Consider the following 19118-nt stretch of genomic DNA (forward strand, 5'->3'; position numbering starts at 1 on the left):
AGAACGGGAAATGTGGGTGGAGGAGTATTCCCAAGACGTAAGGGAAAACCCTAACTACGTGCGCCTGACGCGCGGTGTCACTCTATCATCTAATAGTAAGTTGCATCTAGAACCCCAATTTCGGGGTGTTGGCCGGGATTTTACAATCGATTGGCGCATGGAACGACGCGGGGGCATGTTGATGACTGGGTTTGACGATGCGGCGATCGCGCGGTTGCGCAAGGCGGGATTGCGTCCGACGCGTCAGCGCCGCGAGCTGGCTGAAATCCTTTTCGCCGAGACGAGTGAAGCGCTCACAGCCGAAGGCTTACATGCGCTCGCTGTGAAGGCCGGCATCCGGGTCTCGCTGGCAACTGTTTATGGCACGCTGCACAGCTTCTGCGGCGCTGGTTTGGTGCGGGAGATTTCGATCGACTCCAAGCGCTATTTCGATACCAACATCGACAACCACCAGTATTTCTTTTTCGAGGAAGAACGCCGTCTCGTCGGCGTCACGGAATTAGAGACGGGCTATCGCGATATGCCGCCGCCCCCGGAAGGGCGCCGGGTCAGCCGTGTGGATGTTGTCGTGCGTTTGCGCAAGGACGAGCCCTTTCACAGGCGTTAAGGGATTGACCGGAACAGCCGGTCTGCGTTTAACCGCTCATTGAAATCCGTTATGGTACAAAACAGGTATGTGCCAGATACGTAAATGCTCGGCGGCCGATTTTGAGCGCGTCGTCACGCTATTAAGGCAGCTTTGGCCCACCAAATCGCTGGACCAAAAGCGCCTTAAGACGGTGTGGGATCGCGCCCTCACCAACTCCAGCCAGCATTTGATTTGCGCCATTGACGGCGGTGACTTGGTTGGCTTTGCTTCCATGAGCATCAAGAACAACCTTTGGGCTGAAGGTTTCCTCGGCCACGTGGATGAGCTGATTGTGACGGAGAATTCGCGCGGGCAGGGCATCGGCACCGCACTGGTCGAGCATCTTGTTGGCATCGCCGAGCAGGCGGGCTGCGTGCGCCTGGAACTCGACAGCGCCTTCCATCGCGAGGAAGCGCACGGCTTTTACGAATCCAAAGGCTTCAAACAGCGCGCCTATATGTTCACGCGCGTGCTTTAACGGTTTTCGGCGCCAAAGGGCGCAAATCCCGCTTCAAGCTGTTTGACGCGCTGACGTGTGGCCCAGGCTTTCCACTGATCCGCCGTGGTTCCTGGATAGCGTAAAGGCCCGAACACCGCCCAGGCATCGCGGTATTTGATCCAGCGCCGCTGCACTCCGCGCACGCCGTCTGCCGTCACCGAACCTTGATCGCTCCAATCGGTCTCTTTCATCACCTTGCGATAAAGGGCATTGAGCTTCGCATCTGCGGCGGCGAAATCATCCGCAGGCGGAAGCTGGTGATTTTCGAACTTATTTACATAGTTGGAAAGAGCTTCATCCATCGCGCCCAATTCCCCCGTATAGAAGGCGCCGCGCAAAGTGCCGGACATATCCTGCTCATCGCCGGCATGGGCCTCGAAATAGCTCTGTGCTGCTTTCCGCAATGCCGCAAACGCTGACTTTTGCTCCGATGTGTAGGTGTCTGTCAGCTGGGCTAGCTTGCGGTCACGCTCCGCTTTGAGGTTGTCTTGCGTGAAGCCTTCGCACGCTCCGGCATGCAGGCCGCTGGTGACATGGTCGCAGAAGAGGAAATTCCCGCTCGTTTTTTCCGTAAGGAATTTCGTCATGCCCTCAAACTCGGCGATGGTGAGTTCCTGGGAATGACAGATAAGCGCTGTGGCGCGCTTACGGTCTTTGGCAACGCCCCAGCCATTGGCGAGCGCCACCGCAGCCGTCACTGTGTCATCGGCTGAGAAATTTTTGGAGTTGCGCGGATCGGCAGCGATAGCTTTGAGTTCAGCGGGAACAACTAAGGTCTTGCCGGCCGCGATACAGCGATCGATGGTGGCCATAGTCTCGTCCGCAAAGAAGGGCTTTTTGCCTCCGCCCGCCAGCATCGCGGAGAGGATCGCTTTGGCCTTGGCGAAATCGCCCGCATAGAGCGCCTCGTTCAACCGGTCGTCATCGCTCTCGCCGGGGGCTGGTTTTTTTGCGGTGAGGTCGGCGCTGTTGTGCAGATCATGGCCGATGGTTTTGAGAACATCGACATTTTGTTCGACGCCTGCCAGCGCTACCCCGCAGAAGAGCATGCTCGCCCATAGACTATGCCGCATCACACCGGCCCCCGAAGCACGGAACGCATCTTAGCATGCGTCCCGCGTCCCGGCGCTTAAGCTTTGTCAATCTCCGTGTCGCAGCCCGGTTACTTGGTCTGCCACAACAGGAAGGCATAGGTGTCAGCGGCTTCCTGATCGGCTTGGCTGCGGGTGGAGCCGATGCCGTGCCCGGCATCGAAATCGACACGCAGCAGGATCGGTTTGCCGGAGGCTGTCGCCGCTTGCAGCCGCGCCGCCATTTTGCCGACATGGAACGGTGCCACGCGCGGATCACTCACGCCCGTGGTCAAAAGCGCGGCGGGGTATTTGGTGCCGTCCTTCACCGCGTGATAGCTGTCGATGCTCTTCAGCGCGCGATAGCCCTTCTCCTCGCGGATGGCGCCCCATTCGGGTTCCTCGCCATAGCCGTTCTGCTCGGCGACATAGCGCAAGGGGTTGAACCAGCCGACGCCGCCGACCACAGCTGCGAAAAGATCGGGCCGTTCCGTCATGGCGCGGCCAACCGTGATGCCACCTGCCGAGCGTCCGCCAATGGCGAGATGCTCTTTGGCGGTATATTTCAGCGCGATCAGCTCTTCACATACCGCGATCAAATCGCGCCAGGTATTGGGCTTGTTCTCGAGCTGACCGGCCTTGTGCCATTCGCGGCCATATTCGCCGCCGCCGCGCACGCCTGCAAAACCCACCACCGCGCCTTGATCGATCAACGCCAGCAGGCGCCCTGCGAAGTTCGGCGTATAGGCCGCCGAACCATAAGAGCCATAGGCCTGGATGAAGAGCGGATGGCTGCCGTCCAGCTTCAGGCCTTTGCGATAGATGAGGTGATAGGGAATCTTGGTGCCGTCTTTGGCCGTGGCGAAAGCGTGCTTGGTCTCATAGCCGCTGACATCGATATTCTGCGGCGGGTTGAGGCCGGTATCGGCGGCGGCGGTCTTGGCATCCACACGCCAGACGCCGGTCGGGTTCAGCCAGCCTGAGAGGTTGAAATAGATGCCGTCCTCTGTCGGATCGGCCCAGGGATGGCCAACCGTGCCATCAAAGGGCAGGGCAATCGGCGTGACCTTGCCCGCATCGTCCAGCCGCGCCAGATGATAGATACCGCCATCGAGGATACGCAGATAAAGGCCATCCTTGGCGCGCGCGATGTCGAGCAGCACCGTCGATTGCTGCGGCACGACTTCCACCGCTTTGGCGAGCGAAGGCGCGCTGGCAGAGAGCTTGATCAGCTTGCCGCGCGGCGCATCCTTGCTGGAGATGAGATACAGCGTGTCGCCGTGAAGATCGACGCCGGTGATCACGTCTTCGAAATCGGCCACCTGTACCCATTTGGCCTTGCCCGCCAGCACATCGGCGAGCGGGGCGATAAACAGGCGAGCTTCCGGGCGGACATCGCTGAGGAACAGCAGCGCATATTTGGAGCCATGCGCCGTCGCGATCGTTGGCGCCTGGATGTTCTCGAATACGACTTTGGGGTCCAGCCCACGCTTCATCAGGATGGGATCAGAGGCGGGATCGCTGCCAAGCTTGTGGAAGCGCGCCTGGCTGTCGAGATAGCGTTCCGGCGTCGCCACCTTGCCGGTGAGCTGGTTGTAGAAGAAGCCCGAACTGTCCTCCAGCCATTGCGGATTGGCGCCTTCGGTATTGGCGATGGTCTCGGAAAGCTCCTTGCCCGTATCGACGTCCAGGATATGCAGCACGGAATCTTCGCTGCCATCCTTGGAAATGCCATAGGCGATGTATTTGCCATTGGGCGATGCGGTCCACCAATCGAGCGAGAAATGCCCGACGCCCACCTCATGGATCGCGGTGGGATCGATCAGCACGCGATCTTTGCCATTTTCGCGCAGGAACAGCTTGAAATTATCCGCGCCCTTCACGCGCTGCTCGAAGAACAGCTTGCCGCCCGCGCGCTGTAGATCGGCGGTTTGCACGCTGTCGCCGGAAAGCTCGACAATCCGCTTTAACAGCGCGTCGCGGCCGGGCAGATGATCGAGGATCGAGCGCGTATAGGCGTTCTGGCCTTTCAAGAACGGCAGCCAGTCGGGGTCTTTATCGTTCTCCATCCAGCGATAGGGATCGGTGAGGGTCTCGCCGAAATAGGTGTCCTTCACCGGCAGCACTTTTGCGACCGGCGGTTTTAGTTCTGCGCCGAGCGCAGGCAAGAAAGATGATCCCATTGCAACACCCATCACGCCCAGCCATTGGCGGCGGTTCATGCTCATATTCAGCCCCTCAATACAGTTTTAGCGGAATGCCGGTTCGTTGAAGCTTCTCAGCTTGCGCGAATGGAGCGTGCCGTTCTGGGCTTCCTCGCGCAGTAATTCCAGCGCCCGGATACCGATCTGCAGATGCTGGCTGACGCGCTCTTCATAGAAAGCATCTGCCATGCCCGGCAGCTTGATTTCGCCATGTAAGGGGCGGTCGGAGACGCAGAGCAGCGTTCCATATGGCACGCGGAAGCGATAGCCGTTCGCCGCGATGGTGGCGCTTTCCATATCGATGCCGATAGCGCGCGACTGGTTGAAGAGGCGCGACAGCTCGGCAAAGCGAAGCTCCCAGTTACGGTCAGAGGTCGTCACCACCGTACCGGTACGCAGGCGCTCTTTCAGCACTTGCCCCGTACCGCCGGTAACCTCGCTCACCGCCTGGGTCATGGCGACTTGCACTTCGGCAATGGCGGGAATCGGAATCTCGCGCGGCAGCATCTCGTCCAGCACCTGATCGTCACGCAAGTACGCATGAGCGAGCACATAATCGCCGAGGCGCTGGTTGGCGCGCAAGCCGCCGCAATGGCCGACCATCAGCCAGACATGCGGACGCAGTACCGCGATATGATCGGTGATGGTTTTCGCATTCGACGGGCCGACACCAATATTGACCAGGGTAATGCCCATCGAGTTTGGCTTGACCAAATGATAGGCCGGCATTTGCGGCTGCTTGGCGAGCGGGGGAATGGAAGGCGGTTTGCCCGGCTCGGTGATGCGATTGCCCGGCTCGACAAAGGCGCGCGCGCGCCCGCCCGCTACTTCGTTTTGGCAATAGACTGCGAATTCGTCGATGTAGCGCTGGTAATTGGTGAAGAGCACGAAGTTCTGGAAATAGCGCGCATCCGTGCCGGTGTAATGGCGCAAGCGATGCAGCGAATAATCCACGCGCTCGGCTGAGAAGAGCGACAAGGGTGCCGGTCCCGGGCCCGGCCATTCGCCGCCGTCGGCGATTTGGTCATGCGCGGCGTCGAGGCGCGGCAGGGCGAAGTATTCGATCAGCTTGCGCCGCTTGACGGCATCAATCGCCGACGCACGCGCCACGGCAAAGGTCAGCGGAATAGAGGTGCGCGACTGGCCGACATAGATCGTCGTCTTATATTTCAGCTTCAACAGCGAGAGCTGTTCGATGAGATAGTTGTGGAACAGGCGCGGCTGGGTGATGGTGGTGCCATAGCGCCCCGGCGCGGTCACCTTGCCGAAGGCGAGGCCCGTCGAGCGATGCTCTTCGGTGAATTCCACATCGACGCAGAGATAAGGATAGACCGGATCAGGCCCGTGCTTGGCTTCATCGCGCGCGAAGGCGGCGAAAGAGGTTTCGATCTGCGCAATGGCGTGGTCATAGAGCATCACCAGCCGGTCGAAGGCTTCTTCGGGCGTGGCACAGGTGACGAGATCGGTCGCAACGTCTTCAGATAAAATAGGTGTCACAGGAAGCTTGTCCCCACAGATAAGGGCGCAAGGCCCAGATGTTTGGCAATGGATTGGCCGATATCGGCGAAAGTCGTGCGGATGCCGACCGAGCCGGTCCCGATCTTCGGCCCGAAGGCGATCACCGGAATATGCTCGCGGGTGTGATCAGAGCCTTGCCAGGTTGGATCGCAGCCATGGTCGGCGGTGAAGATCACCAGATCATCCTCGCGCAAAGCAGTCTTTAATTCGGGAATGCGCTTATCAAAGGCTTCGAGGGCCGCAGCATAGCCCATCAGATTGCGCCGGTGGCCGAACAGCGTGTCGAAATCGACGAAATTGGCAAAGATGATCGATCCTTCGGGCGCGGATTTGGTATGCGCGATGGTGGCGTCGAATACCGCTTCATTGCCATGCGCCGCTATTTCCTGGGTCACGCCGCGATGGGCGAAGAGGTCGGGAATCTTGCCGATGCCGATCACTTCTTTGCCCTGCGCCTTGTTGATGTCGAGCAGCGTGTCGCGATAGGGCGGGGTGGCATAGTCATGGCGATTGCCGGTGCGCTGAAATTCGCCGCGCTTTTCGCCGACAAAGGGGCGCGCGATCACGCGGCCGACGCGATACGGGTCCACCAGTTTGCGCACGGTATGGCAAAGCTCCCACAGCCGCTCGAGGCCGAAATGGGTTTCATGCGCCGCGATCTGATAAACGGAGTCTGCGGAGGTGTAGCAAATCGGTTTGCCGGTACGGATATGCTCTTCGCCCAGCTCTTCGATGATCTCGGTACCCGAAGCGTGGCAGTCACCCAGAATGCCCGGCAGCTTGCCTTCGCGGATGACCGCTTCGGTCAGCTCGGCAGGGAAGGTCGGCACTGTGCGGGGGAAATAGCCCCAATCTTCTTCCACCGGCAGGCCCATCATTTCCCAATGCCCGCTCGGGGTGTCCTTGCCTTTGGAAAGCTCGCGCGCGGCGCCATAGAGACCGGTCGCCGGACCATTGGTCAGTTCGGCCACGCTTCCATCCGCCAGATGCGCCGCACGTCCGAGTCCCAGCGAAAGAAGGTTGGGGATTTGCAGCGGCCCGGCGGGCGAGGCGGCACGACCCTCCACGATCCGGCCATAGGTATTGGCGCCGGTGTCGCCGAAGCGGTCAGCGTCCGGCAAGGAACCAATTCCGAAAGAGTCGAGGACGGCAATAATCGCGCGCATGCGGCACCTGAGCTAGGCCTCCCCCCGAAGGCCGGATGAAACCTGTTCGTGCTATTGTCTCAAGAAAGCGCGCCCCTTGTCCATGCATGCGGCACGCTGCTAACAGCTAGCTTCCATGACCCAGCAACAAACCAGCCAGGCTAGCCAGATGAGCGATCTTCTCGCGCAGGGCGTGCGTGCCGTTTCGGAGCGCATTGCCGATTTCCCCGATACCGCCATCGTGCTCGGCAGCGGCCTTGGCCGTTTCGCCGCCGCGCTGGAAGAGGCGACTGTCATTCCCTATGGGGAGATCCCGGGCTTTTCGCGCTCCACCGTCGTGGGCCATTCGGGCAATCTGGTCGTCGGCACTCTGTCCGGCAAGCGCATCGCGGTGATGCAGGGGCGGATCCATGCCTATGAGGGCCATCCCGGCTCTGCTATTGCCGCGCCGATCCGCATTTTGCGCAAGCTCGGCGTCAAGCAGCTTATCCTCACCAATGCCTGTGGCGGCCTTAATAAAGAGATGTCGCCGGGCTCCCTGGTGATCCTTGAGGACCACATCAATTTCTCTCAGTTCAACCCGCTGATCGGCCCCAATGACGAGAGCATCGGGCCGCGCTTCCCGGAGATGAGCGAGCCTTATGATGCGGAGCTGCGCGCCAAGCTCGAGGAAGCCGCCGCCGAGGCCGGTGTCGAGGTCAAGAAGGGGGTTTATGTTTTCGTGCTCGGCCCCAATTTCGAGACCGCTGCCGAAATCCGCATGTACGCCAAGTTCGGTGCTGATGTGGTTGGCATGTCCACCGTGCCGGAATGCTTGGTCGCCCGACATTGCGGGATGAAGGTCGCCTGCGTTTCCATTGTCACCAATTACGGGACGGGCATCGCCTCCGAGCTTCTCACCCATACCGAGACCCTCGCGACCGCTGAAAAAGCGGGGATAAATCTCGAGGGAATGCTGCGACAATTCTTGCGCAAAATTTAGGCGCCTGTTGCACTGCAATAGAACTGTCATACTTTTTAATGCCCGAGGTTAGGACCTCGGGCAACAAAATGGCGCGTATTTACACGTATAGCGAAAATTGACGAAGCGCTTCAATTTCAGCGTCTTGCAAACCTCCAACCTAGGTTTGTTTTTTTAAGGTCAGTGTGCTTTTCGGGCGACTTCTTTGTCACAAAAGCAATGTGTTAAGTCCCGTAAAGGGAAGCTGCTGCCGTGGCAGTTTGCTGCAAATGCGAATTATCGTTCCGCGGGTTTTCGGGGCGGTAGGGGGAGTAGGGCGCGTTAAAACGTGAGTGTTTCGAAAGAAGCACGGCCACAACGCGCCAAGCCGCCCCCCCTGTTAAGCGGCGATGAGTACGCACCGCCAGATGCGGTGCCCACAAAATGGACCTTACGAGGGGAAGACTAGATGAAAGTTACGACGAAGCTGTTCGGGAGCGTGTGCCCGGTCGCCATTCTGGCGTTGCCGTTCGCGTTCTCGCTGACGCCGGCGTTCGCCCAGTCCACGGGTACGCAGGACGTTGAAACTGTGACCGTCACCGGCACCCGGATGAACCTCAACGGCTTGATGAATGCCGCTCCGGTCGCCAAGGAAAAGTCCGTCATCACCAGCGACTTTTTGAAGACCCAGACGGCTGGTCAGACGATCTTCCAGGCGTTGAACTTCATGCCCGGCGTGAACTTCACCAATAACGACCCCTATGGCACCTCCGGCGGCAGCATCCGCATGCACGGCCAGGACGGTAACCACATTTCGCTGACCCTCGATGGCATGCCGCTGAACGATACCGGCAATTACGCCATCTACACCAACCAGATGCTTGATTCCGAAGTCGTGGATCGCATCTCGGCCTTGCAGGGCGCGACCGACGTGGACAGCCCGACCGCGGCGGCCACGGGTGGCGTGATCGCGATCACTTCCGACAAGCCGCATGATGAGTTTGGCGGCGAAGCCGTCGTCTCCTTCGGTGAATTCAATTCGCAGCGCTATTTCGGCCGTATCGACACCGGCGCCTTCGGTCCCTTCGGCACCACTGCCTTCGGCAGCTTCTCCTATCAGAGCAACGATAAGTTCAAGGGCGCGGGCTATCTGAAGAAGATCCAGGGCAACCTGAAGATCTATCAGGATATGGGCGATCTCGGCTGGTTCAGCCTCGCTGGCCACTGGAACGTCAACCGGAACAACAACATCTACAGCCCCTATTATACTCCGGACACGACTGGCTTTGATCCCAAGGTCGCCTCGCAGATCGAAGTGATCAAGAACCCCAATGGCGGCGGCTATATCGCCAACCCGCTCTTCGCCAACTCCAGCTCTTCTTACAGCGCGGATGGTTGGGATCGCGATTACACCAACCAGTGCGTCTACAACCGCGTTCAGACTCCGGCTCAGATTGCTAACAAGAACGCCCCTGCCGACAACACCAGCCCGGCTGCGGCTCCCAAGGCGGGCGTTGCCGATTACACGATGACGACTTGCGGCAACTATTATAAGACCCGCATCAATCCGTCCGACACCGGCAATATCCGCTTCTCCTCGCTGTGGCGCCTCCTGCCGGGCTTGACCGCCACTCTTGACGCCAACTTCCAGTACACTCTGGCGACCGGCGGCACGACTACCAACAACCTGTCGGAAACGGATTCTAAGCTGATCGGTACCACCGTGAAGGCCGCGACTCCTGCGACCACCACGACGCCGTTTGGCTGCATCGCGGGCGTTGGCTGCGACCTCAATGGCGACGGCGATGTGAAGGACACGGTCGAAGTTCAGTCCCCGAGCGTCACCAACACCCGTCGCTACGGCCTGTCGTCCTCGCTGATCTATCGTTTGACGGATACCCAGACCTTCCAGGTCGCCTACACCCTGGACTGGGGTCTGCATCGCCAAACCGGCCGCAATGGCTTGATCAACGGCCTGAACGGCTTCTACAATCCCTTCGGTCCGGTGGCCAATGATGGCGCCCAGGCTGTGATCTCTGCTGACGGCACGCCGGTTCGCTATCGCGATCGCAAGTCCTATGCGGTGATGAACCAGATCGGCTTTGACTGGGAAGGTGATTGGCTGGACGGCATGGTTCAGACCACCGTCGGCTTCCGTAATCCGTGGTTCGAACGCCGCCTGAATCAGTACTGCTATGAGCAGGCCGGTTCGTCGACTGCCTTCTGCACCACGCAGACCATGGGCTATTACAACGCCGCGCTGAATTACTACACGGTGTCGGCCACTCCGGGCGCCAAGGACACCAAATATGTCGGTCCGTCCGATGGCAGCGGCAAGACCAACAGTAACTTCAACCTGCAGTCCACGCTGCGCTACAGCAAGTTCCTGCCGCATCTCGGCTTGACCTTCGCGCCGCTGGGCAAGGAACATCAGTTCTTCACGACCTATACCCAGGAACTGGCTGCTCCGCGTACGGATAACCTCTACACGGCGACGAACTCGGTCACGACCGATGCGACCACGCCATTCCGCTTCACCGCGGGCACCAAGCCGGAAACCTCCACGACCTATCAGATCGGCTATCGCTACCTTGGCGAAGACCTGCAGGCCGCGTTGATCCTGTGGAACTCGCAGGTGCATAACCGCATCGTCTCGAGCTATGAAATCTCGACCAACACCTACTTCGATCACAACGTGAAGGGCGTGAACTTCTCGGGCTTTGACTTTGAATCCAACTACAAGGCCACGGAAGATCTGACCCTTTATGCGAACGTCGGCTATGTCCGCGCCCGCATCACCGAGAACATCGCTGTCGGCGGCGGCTTCGCCAACACGCTGAACAAGCAGCTCTCGGAAACGCCGAAGTGGTCGATGTCCGGCCGCGCCAGCTATGACATCACCAAGTGGTGGAACATCGGTGTCGGTGCGAAGTATGTCGGCCGCCGTAATCAGACCGAAGACAACAACGCCTTCGTGCCTGACTATTACACGGTCAACCTCGACTCCAAGTTCGACCTCGACGATGTCGGCCTGACCAACTCGGATCTGCGCTTCAACGTCGACAACCTGTTCAACAAGCACTACTTCGGCAGCATGTCGAACTACACCTGCTGGACGCCGGGCACGACGCCGACCTCGGGCTGCACCAGCATCCCGTACGCCAACATCGGCAACCCGCGTACCTTCTCGACCGCTCTTACGCTGCGCTACTAAGCCTAGGCGTACTTCGGATAACAGACCGGCCGGGAGAAATCCCGGCCGGTTTTGTTTTGAATGCCTTGCCGGAAGATGGCGGCAAGATGAACCATCCACAGCTTTTATGGGAGCTCTAGAGAGGCTAAGCCCTCCGTATACGCGGCAAGTCTCACTCGCATCTGATGCTGCACCGCAGTTCACGCGACTGTGGTGCGCTGACCGCTTTCGGTCGCCCGGACAAGCTGCCATAACGCCTGCGCTTCAAGCCAAAAGGGTAGGTCATGCGTTCTGTCCTCGTCTGCGCCGTCGCTGGTGTAGTTTTGTCGTCCAGCGCTTTCGGTTGGGGCGCTGATGGGCATCGCATCGTGGCCTCTGCTGGCCTGCAGGCCCTCCCAGCGGAAGTCCCGGCCTTTCTGCGCGCGCCTGAAGCGGTGGCCGCCATGACCTATCTTGCTCCGGAGGCCGACCGCGAAAAGGGTGCCTCGAAGTCCTTCGACGACGAACACAGCGCGGCGCATTTCGTCGATGTGGACGACGCGATGAGGGTCAATGGCGGTCCCGATCTGAAGGCGCTGCCCGACACCCGCAAGAAATATGACGATGCGCTGCGAGCTGCGGGGTCCGATCAGTATGGGGCGGGCTATCTGCCTTATGCGATAGAGCAGGGCTTCGATCTTCTGGCCAAGGAATTCGCCATGTGGCGGCTTGATGTTTATGGCGAGAAGAACGGCAAGACCGCTGAGGATCGCACGCGCTTTGCCAAAGAGCGGGTCTGGCGCGAAGCGATCATCCTGCACGATCTCGGCTACTGGACGCATTTTGTCGGCGATGGCTCGCAGCCTTTGCATGCCACCGTGCATTTCAATGGCTGGGGCAAATATCCGAACCCCGAAGGCTTCACCGAGGCGAAGATTCATTCGCCTTTCGAATCGAAATACGTCCGTGACAACATCCACGAGAAAGACGTGATTGCAGCAATGCCCGCCTATAGGGACTGCGCCTGCACCATTTCGGTACGCACCGCCGAATATCTTTCCGCAGATGCCGCAGAGGTGGTTCCGCTCTATCGCTTGGAAAAGCAGGTCGGTATTTCCAAAAAATCCCCGGAAATGGACGCCTTCATCACCAAGCGCCTCGCAGCCGGGGCGGCCGAGCTGCGCGATCTGATCGTTGATGCCTGGCATCATTCATCGGATCTCGGCGTCGGCTATCCGCCTAAGAAGATCAGCGACATCGAATCAGGCAAGGTCGAACTTTCCAACCTTGGCGAGTGAACATCTCAAGTTTGTGCCGCGTTGACTTCTTCTGTCGCCTGCGCGGTACTTATCTATGTCCCGCAGGAATCCGAATCGCGATTGTCCGCCGGTGAGTCGTGACTTCGGCTCGCCCAGGCGGAATTCGCGCGCGCGTGCCGGTTTCGAGGCGGCATTCTGGGCGCTGCTTTCCTTGGCAGTGGTGATTGGTGCGCCTAGCGCCGTATACGGACTACCTGTGCTCGCCGATCTCGTCACGCCCGCAGCCGTATTCGAGGCCCAAGCCAGCGTCGCGCCCCGGATTCCCGCGCCCGCCTTGCGTGGTTCCTTTGCGGCAGTTTCCACTGCGCCAATTCTGCGGCCGCTATCGGATGAGAACGAGCTTTCGTCCGTACCCGATGCGGAGTTGCGCGCATCGCAGGAGGATGCCGAGGCGGTTGCACCTGTTCTTACGGTGCCGGAAGCCCCACGCCAGCCGGTGATCGCGCTGGTGATCGATGATCTTGGTAATGACGTGGCTGAGACCCGCCGTGCCATCGCGCTGCCGAAGGGCGTATCGCTCTCCTTCTTGCCATACCCATCCGAAACTCCGCGTCTGGTGCGCGAGGCGCGTGATGTCGGCCATCAAATCCTGGTGCATGTGCCCATGGAAGCGGTGCAGGATCGCGACGGCTCTTTGAAGAGTGGACTCTGGCGCGGACTGCCGGTGCAGGAGAACTTACGCCGTCTCGCCTGGGCGTTGTCGCGGGTGGAAGGTTATGCCGGGATCAACAATCACGAAGGCAGCGTCTTCACCGCTGACCGTGCTGCGCTGGTGCCGGTGGCCGAGGCGCTTTACGGCCAAGGCATCTTCTTCCTAGATTCACGCACCTCGCCGTCGAGCCAGGTGGTGCCGGTGGCGCGCGGCTTTGGCGTGCCGAGCGCGGATCGCGATGTCTTCCTCGATGATGACCAAGACAGCCATGCGGTAGCGCAGCAATTGCGCGAGCTGGAACGGATCGCGCGGGTGGAAGGCGTAGCCATCGGCATCGGCCATCCCCACAAAGCCACGCTCGATCTCGTCACCCGTTGGTGCGCTGGGCTGAAGGGCATTCAGCTCATTCCCGCCTCAGAGGCGATCCGGCTGAAGACGGAACTCGATATGGGGGTGAAGAAAGGGCGAATAGCGAGTAGCCAATAGGGATGTTGACCAACGGCTGGGCCTGCCCACTTTCGCTACTCGCTTTTTTTATTGCCCCCGCTTGCCAGCGCTCGCAAATCGCACAGCTTCATCGGCGGCGCTCATCAGGGCTTTGGCTTTGTTGACCGTCTCCTGATACTCCGCCTCCGGCACGCTATCGGCGACAATGCCGCCGCCCGCCTGCACATACATGGTGCCGTCTTTCACCAGCGCGGTACGCAGCATGATGCAGGTATCCATCGAGCCATCCGCCGCGAAATAGCCGACCGCGCCCGCATAGGCGGCGCCGCGCTTTTCCTTCTCGAACTCGTCGATGATTTCCATGGCCCGGATTTTCGGCGCGCCTGTCAGCGTGCCTGCGGGAAGTCCTGCCGCCAGCGCATCCACCGCATCGAGATCGTCGCGGATTTCGCCTTCGACGTTCGAGACCAGATGCATCACATGGCTATAGCGCTCAATGAAGAAGCTATCCGTCACCGTGACCTTGCCGGTCTTGGCGATGCGGCCAACATCATTGCGCCCCAGATCGATCAGCATCAGATGCTCAGCGCGCTCTTTGGGGTCCGCCTGAAGCTCTTCGGCCAGCGCCTTGTCTTCTTCCGGAGTCTTGCCGCGCCAGCGCGTGCCGGCGATCGGCCGGATCGTCACTTTGCCATCGCGCAAGCGCACCAGCACTTCCGGGCTTGATCCGACCACGGAGAAACCGGGGAAGGCGAGGTGATAGAGATAAGGTGAAGGGTTCAGCCGCCGCAGCGCGCGATAAAGCGAGAAGGAGGGCAGGTTGAAGGGCCGGCGGAAACGCTGGCTGGGGACGACCTGAAAAATATCGCCTGCCAGGATGTACTCTTTGGCCTTGGCGACCATGGCGAGATAGTCGTCATGGGCCATATTGGATTGCACGGGGCCGCCTTCCAGCGCGCCTTCGGGCAGCGCGGGGCTCACCGGCAGCGGGCGTTCCAGATCGGCGATAGTGTCGTTGATGCGCTCGGCGGTGCGGGCATATGCGGCGCGGGCATCGACACCTGCCTGCGGCCACACCGGCGACACCAGCACGATTTCATCGCGCACGGAATCGAAGATCGCCACAATGGAGGGCCGCATCAATATCGCATCGGGCAAGCCCAGCGTATCAGGCGGCACATTGGGCAGCTTCTCGATCAGCCGCACCATGTCATAGCCAAGATAGCCGTAAAGCCCCACCGCCATCGGCGGCAGGCCCGCGGGCAAGGTCATACGCGTCTCTTTCAGAAGACCGCGCAGCGAGGTGAGTGGATTGGTCTCCGCGTCCGGCTCGAAGGCGTCGGCATCGGCGCGGGCATTGCGATTGATCTCGGCCTTGCCGTTTTTGAAACGCCAGATGAGGTCCGGCTTCAACCCGACAATCGAATAGCGCCCGCGGGTTTCCCCGCCTTGCACGCTCTCCAGAAGAAAGGCGTTCTGACGGCCCTCCGCCAGCTTCAGATAGGCTGAAACCGGCGTCTCCAGATCGGCGATCAGCCGCGTGTAAAGGACTTGCGGCTGGCCATTTTCATAGCCCGCCGCAAAGGCCGTAAAATCGGGTTCAATCGCCATATTACTGCGCCTCGGCGCCGCCACCGGCCGCGCTGTCGAGATTCTTGCGGTTATAGGTGACCTTCTGCACCGCCTTCTGTTCGGCGACATAGGATTCGGTGACCGTCGAGCCGACCTGACCCGACAGACCCTGCACCAGCGCCAGCAGGCCGGGGCCTTTGTCGGGCACCTGCGGATGGGCAATGCCGGTCACGCGCGCCACGATGTAATCGCCGCTCTTGCCTTTGGGGCCTTGCACGGTTTCACCGGGCTTGGCGGCAAAGAGCGAGGCCACCAGCGCATCCGAGAAGGTGTCGTCATTGGTCTGGCGCGTCAGGCGCGGGCTCTTCTGCACGCTGGCACCAATCGATTTGGCGGCATTGTCGAGGCTCTTCTCGCGATTGGCTTCGGCAGCCAGATCCTGCGCCTTCTTCTTCAAGAGACGCGCGCGTTCCACCTCGGTCCAGGCGGCGAGAGCTTTGTCACGCACCTGATCCAGCGGCTTCACCTTGGGTGCCGTCACGCTGTTGACCAGGGCGACATAGATCGCGCCTTTGCTGGTCTGCTGCGGATCGCCTTCTTCACCGGCTTCGGCATGGAAGGCGATGTTGCGGAATTCCTGATCGTCCGGCGCCGCTGCCTTCTGGCCATCCGGCGCGAAGCCGTTTGCGTCCATCGCGTTGACGCGGCCCGATTTCATGCCGACCTTCTTGGCCGCATCGGCCATCGACATGCCGCCGCTCGATGCGTCGGTATAGGCGTTGGAGACATCGGTCAGCTTGGCGACCGCCAGCTCTTGGGCGAGTTTGGTGCGGATTTCGTCCTTCACGCTGTCCAGACTCTTGGAGATGCCCGGCGTGATCGCGGTCACCTTGAAGATTGCATAAGCGCCTGCCGGGGTCTTCAGGGGCTGGCTGATGCCATCCTTGGGCAGGGCGAACACCACTTTGGAAATCGCAGGATCAAGATCGACCGGGCTCATCGCGCTCTGCGTGACGGGCTTTTCGCCTTTTTCATTGGTGAGCTGATCAAAGCCGGTCTTGGCCTTTTCCGCGGCGGCTTTGGCGGCAGCTTCGCTGGTGAAATTCAGCTGCTGCACATCGCGCTTTTCGGGGACGTTATAAGTGTCCTTGGCTTCGTCATAGGCCTGCTTGATCTGCTCGTCGGTCACTTTGACCGTGGGGGCTACGTCTTCCGGCGTGAGGTACGCATAGGTCACGTCGCGATATTCGGGAGTCGAGAAGGCGTTCGCATGGGCCTGCACAAAGGCCTGCAGCACCGCATCGCTCGGGGTGGGGATGGTGCCCAGCGATTTGGCGTCGACCACGATGTAGTCGGCCGCGCGCGCTTCGGCGAGATAGGTGTAGAGCAGCTTCGCATAGCCGCCCGGCACGCGGAACCCGCCCTCGATGGCCTGGATGAGCTGAATGCGGGCGGTATCGGCGCGCATCAATTCAATGAAGCCCTGCTCGGTATAACCAATGCGCTCGATGGTCTTCTGGAAGGTGGCGCGGTCGAACTGGCCGGTCAGGCCAGAGAAGGCCGGGATGCGGTGAATCATGGCCACGACCTGCGCATCAGAAGCGGTGAGGCCGAGCTTGTGCACCACATTGTCGATGGCGAGCGAATTCACCTTCTGGTCGAGCACCGCGTCAGCGATCTTGAGCTGCTTGGCCTCTTCCGGCGACAGGGTGGCTTCACCCCGGCGGTTAGCCTCGTTGCGGACCATATTGGCGTAGTCGCGGCGGAAATCCTGTTGATCGATGGCAACCCCGCCCACTTTGGCGACCGAGGTATCGGTGTTGCCATACATCCAGCTGCCCGCCCCCCAGGAAACGAAGCTCAGAGCCAAAATGCCCAAAAGGACATTGGCGAGCTTGGACTTGGAGTATTTCCGCATTTCCTGAAGCATATCGGTACCGTTCTTTGTCCGGGACTTTAGGCCCCGGGGGAGGGCTATGAAATCGCATGGCGGCGCAAGGCGGCGGATGATAGGGAGGGGCCCTCATAACGGCAAGGAGATGCGCTTGTTGATCGCAGGAAACTGGAAGATGAATGGCCTTGATGCCTCCCTTTCGGAGGTTCGGGCCTTGGTGGCTGGCTTAAAAGCGCGGCCGGGGCTGAAAGTGGTGATTTGCCCGCCTGCGACTCTACTCACCCGGGTGGTTAAGGAAGCCGGCTCCGCCATCGGCGTCGGCGGCCAGGACTGCCATGCCAAGGTGTCGGGCGCCTTCACGGGCGATATTTCCGCGGAAATGCTGAAGGATGCCGGGGCGACCTGGACCATCGTGGGCCATTCCGAGCGCCGCCAGTACCATGGCGAAACCGATGCTGTGATCGCGGCCAAGGCGGAAGCTGGCTGGCGTGCGGGCCTCGGCGTCATGATTTGCGTCGGCGAATTGGAAGCCGAGCGAGTCGCGGGCAAGGAATATGAAGTCGTGAGCACCCAGCTCGCGAACAGCGTGCCCGCCGATGCGGCTTCTCACATCGTCGCGATCGCCTATGAGCCCGTCTGGGCCATCGGCACCGGCCGCACCGCGACCGCCGAAGATATCGTCAAGATGCACGCCCATATCCGCAAGGAGCTGGTGGCGCGTTTCGGCGATGCGGGCGCCAAGATCGAGATCCTGTATGGCGGCTCGGTGAACCCGAAAAACGCCAAGGAAATCCTCAGCCAGCCGGAAGTCGGCGGTGCGCTGGTGGGCGGGGCGAGCCTCAAGGCCGCCGATTTCCTCACCATCGTGGACGCGGCTCCGTAATCGCGGGCAGCATTCAAAACTGCTTAAAAGGCTGAATATTATATATTATCCAAGGCCTTAACTATGTGGCCCCCACCATTCCTTAACCTTCTGCCCTGCAGAGTGTTTGACAAGGAGTGGTGGGACGCATGCCCAAGCTGAATTACGAAACAGCAGATGTGCTGGTCTATGATCCGGTAGCGGGACACCGCAATGCCACCCGCGGGGCGCTCTACACGCTGGGATTCAAGAAGGTTACGACCTGCGGCATGCTCGCCGCGTTGGACCACGCGCTTCGCTATTCCCCGCCTGATCTGGTGTTTTGTGAGGCCGAGGGCTCCGAAGACGAGCTCTGCAAAATGATTCAGGCGGTCCGCCAGAGCGGGACCCACGTTAATCCGTTCCTGGTCATTATCGTCACCGCTTGGGAAAAGAGCCGGGCACTGGTCCACCAAGTGCTCAATTCGGGCGCTGACGACCTTATCTTGCGGCCTTTGACGGCCAATCTTCTCAAAGCGCGCATTGATAGCCACGTCGAGCGGCGCAAGCAGTTCGTCGTCACCCATGATTATATCGGTCCGGACCGGCGCAGCGACCCGAATCGCGTCTCGAAAATTCCTCTTTTTCAGCCGCCGAACTCGCTCAAGATGAAGGTGGCCGACGGCATGTTGCAGCAGGAAGCGGCCTATAAGCTCCAACAGGAGTTACGCGTCGCTCTGGATCTGCTTTGGAGCGAGAAATTGCGCCGTGAGGTGTTCCAGATCTGCGCCCTCTGGCGGCTTTTGCAGGATAGCGAGAACCCGGCAACGGACCCCAATCTCGCCAAACTGCAGGCTTTGGCCCTGGTGGTCGCCAAACGCTGCGTCGAAAACGGCATCGATGCCGCGCAGCACTGGTGTGATTCGATCAAAACGGCGGTGGAGGGGCTCTATTTCGGGGTGGACCGCAATGCGTCCATGCATCTTTTGGGGCAGGCGGCGCTCAACCTCAACCAGATTGTCAGTCCGGAGCTGCCACGTGCTGACCACCTGCAGGCGCTGGACGAGGTGGTGACCATGATCCGCAACCGCCCCGAGCCCGCGGCAGATGTTCCCGATTTGAAGCAGGTGGGATAATTTTCTCACAGATGTGTTCCGCCGGGTGGATTGGGCCGCTTCCCAAGCCGCGCCTGATCCTCTAAAAGCGCGGCTTCCGGA

14 protein-coding genes are annotated in these 19118 nt (G+C 60.2%); 8 read left to right on the forward strand and 6 right to left on the reverse strand.

Annotation, left to right across the window (positions count from 1 at the left end; genetic code table 11):
• Positions 1-181: 181 nt before the first annotated feature.
• Both irrA and FHS83_RS15070 read left to right on the forward strand, forming a co-directional pair.
• A complete protein-coding gene (gene irrA / locus FHS83_RS15065; RefSeq protein WP_167083759.1) occupies positions 182-607 on the forward strand; it encodes an iron response transcriptional regulator IrrA in 426 nt (141 codons plus the stop codon).
• Between the two features lie 67 nt (positions 608-674).
• Positions 675-1106, forward strand: coding sequence for a GNAT family N-acetyltransferase (locus FHS83_RS15070; protein WP_167083760.1), 432 nt, complete (start codon positions 675-677; stop codon positions 1104-1106).
• On the opposite strand, the gene FHS83_RS15075 is transcribed toward FHS83_RS15070, so the two are convergent.
• The 4 genes from FHS83_RS15075 to FHS83_RS15090 all read right to left on the reverse strand — a co-directional run bounded on the left by FHS83_RS15075 (position 1103) and on the right by FHS83_RS15090 (position 7085).
• The gene (locus FHS83_RS15075) at positions 1103-2200 is read right to left on the reverse strand and encodes a lysozyme inhibitor LprI family protein (protein WP_167083761.1); all 1098 of its coding nucleotides are present in this window, start codon (positions 2198-2200) and stop codon (positions 1103-1105) included. The two genes, FHS83_RS15070 and FHS83_RS15075, sit on opposite strands and share 4 nt — an antisense overlap.
• 89 nt (positions 2201-2289) lie before the next feature.
• Positions 2290-4425 (reverse strand): prolyl oligopeptidase family serine peptidase, encoded by a 2136-nt coding sequence (locus FHS83_RS15080; RefSeq protein ID WP_208414875.1) that lies wholly within the window; start codon positions 4423-4425, stop codon positions 2290-2292.
• 21 nt (positions 4426-4446) lie between these two features.
• Positions 4447-5898 (reverse strand): AMP nucleosidase, encoded by a 1452-nt coding sequence (locus FHS83_RS15085; RefSeq protein WP_341801558.1) that lies wholly within the window; start codon positions 5896-5898, stop codon positions 4447-4449.
• The gene (locus FHS83_RS15090) at positions 5895-7085 is read right to left on the reverse strand and encodes a phosphopentomutase (protein WP_167083762.1); all 1191 of its coding nucleotides are present in this window, start codon (positions 7083-7085) and stop codon (positions 5895-5897) included. The genes FHS83_RS15085 and FHS83_RS15090 overlap by 4 nt, the downstream gene beginning before the upstream one ends.
• A 115-nt stretch (positions 7086-7200) precedes the next feature.
• Here FHS83_RS15090 and FHS83_RS15095 point away from each other — a divergent pair, with 115 nt between their 5' ends.
• The 4 genes from FHS83_RS15095 (at position 7201) to FHS83_RS15110 (ending at position 13633) form a co-directional block, all read left to right on the forward strand.
• Entirely contained in the window at positions 7201-8046 is an 846-nt protein-coding gene (locus tag FHS83_RS15095) for a purine-nucleoside phosphorylase (protein WP_208414877.1), read from the forward strand.
• A 427-nt stretch (positions 8047-8473) separates the two neighbouring features.
• Complete coding sequence (locus FHS83_RS15100; protein WP_167083763.1) at positions 8474-11218, forward strand: TonB-dependent receptor; 2745 nt, start codon at positions 8474-8476, stop codon at positions 11216-11218.
• A 263-nt stretch (positions 11219-11481) separates the two neighbouring features.
• Complete coding sequence (locus FHS83_RS15105; protein WP_167083764.1) at positions 11482-12474, forward strand: phospholipase C/P1 nuclease family protein; 993 nt, start codon at positions 11482-11484, stop codon at positions 12472-12474.
• A gap of 91 nt (positions 12475-12565) precedes the next feature.
• Positions 12566-13633: a divergent polysaccharide deacetylase family protein gene (locus FHS83_RS15110; protein ID WP_167083765.1), complete on the forward strand. Its 1068-nt coding sequence runs from the start codon at positions 12566-12568 to the stop codon at positions 13631-13633.
• Between the two features lie 48 nt (positions 13634-13681).
• Here the strand turns inward: FHS83_RS15110 and trpE are convergent, their stop codons facing one another.
• Entirely contained in the window at positions 13682-15205 is a 1524-nt protein-coding gene (trpE, locus tag FHS83_RS15115) for an anthranilate synthase component I (RefSeq protein ID WP_167083766.1), read from the reverse strand.
• A 1-nt stretch (position 15206) separates the two neighbouring features.
• Positions 15207-17096 (reverse strand): peptidyl-prolyl cis-trans isomerase, encoded by a 1890-nt coding sequence (locus tag FHS83_RS15120; protein WP_167083767.1) that lies wholly within the window; start codon positions 17094-17096, stop codon positions 15207-15209.
• Positions 17097-17172: 76 nt separating this feature from the next.
• Here FHS83_RS15120 and tpiA point away from each other — a divergent pair, with 76 nt between their 5' ends.
• Positions 17173-17943, forward strand: coding sequence for a triose-phosphate isomerase (gene tpiA, locus FHS83_RS15125; RefSeq protein WP_344100930.1), 771 nt, complete (start codon positions 17173-17175; stop codon positions 17941-17943).
• 128 nt (positions 17944-18071) lie between these two features.
• Entirely contained in the window at positions 18072-19037 is a 966-nt protein-coding gene (locus FHS83_RS15130; RefSeq protein WP_167083769.1) for a response regulator, read from the forward strand.
• Positions 19038-19118: the final 81 nt, after the last annotated feature.

It is taken from the genome of Rhizomicrobium palustre (assembly GCF_011761565.1).
Classification (GTDB): Bacteria; Pseudomonadota; Alphaproteobacteria; order Micropepsales; family Micropepsaceae; genus Rhizomicrobium; species Rhizomicrobium palustre.

Excerpts from the sequence above, each read along its gene's own strand:
- irrA (WP_167083759.1), top strand. The coding sequence starts at position 182 with ATGACTGGGTTTGACGATGCGGCGATCGCGCGGTTGCGCAAGGCGGGA.
- FHS83_RS15070 (WP_167083760.1), top strand. The coding sequence starts at position 675 with ATGTGCCAGATACGTAAATGCTCGGCGGCCGATTTTGAGCGCGTCGTC.
- FHS83_RS15075 (WP_167083761.1), bottom strand. The coding sequence starts at position 2,200 with ATGCGGCATAGTCTATGGGCGAGCATGCTCTTCTGCGGGGTAGCGCTG.
- FHS83_RS15080 (WP_208414875.1), bottom strand. The coding sequence starts at position 4,425 with ATGAGCATGAACCGCCGCCAATGGCTGGGCGTGATGGGTGTTGCAATG.
- FHS83_RS15090 (WP_167083762.1), bottom strand. The coding sequence starts at position 7,085 with ATGCGCGCGATTATTGCCGTCCTCGACTCTTTCGGAATTGGTTCCTTG.
- FHS83_RS15095 (WP_208414877.1), top strand. The coding sequence starts at position 7,201 with ATGACCCAGCAACAAACCAGCCAGGCTAGCCAGATGAGCGATCTTCTC.
- FHS83_RS15100 (WP_167083763.1), top strand. The coding sequence starts at position 8,474 with ATGAAAGTTACGACGAAGCTGTTCGGGAGCGTGTGCCCGGTCGCCATT.
- FHS83_RS15105 (WP_167083764.1), top strand. The coding sequence starts at position 11,482 with ATGCGTTCTGTCCTCGTCTGCGCCGTCGCTGGTGTAGTTTTGTCGTCC.
- trpE (WP_167083766.1), bottom strand. The coding sequence starts at position 15,205 with ATGGCGATTGAACCCGATTTTACGGCCTTTGCGGCGGGCTATGAAAAT.
- FHS83_RS15120 (WP_167083767.1), bottom strand. The coding sequence starts at position 17,096 with ATGCTTCAGGAAATGCGGAAATACTCCAAGTCCAAGCTCGCCAATGTC.
- tpiA (WP_344100930.1), top strand. The coding sequence starts at position 17,173 with ATGATAGGGAGGGGCCCTCATAACGGCAAGGAGATGCGCTTGTTGATC.
- FHS83_RS15130 (WP_167083769.1), top strand. The coding sequence starts at position 18,072 with ATGCCCAAGCTGAATTACGAAACAGCAGATGTGCTGGTCTATGATCCG.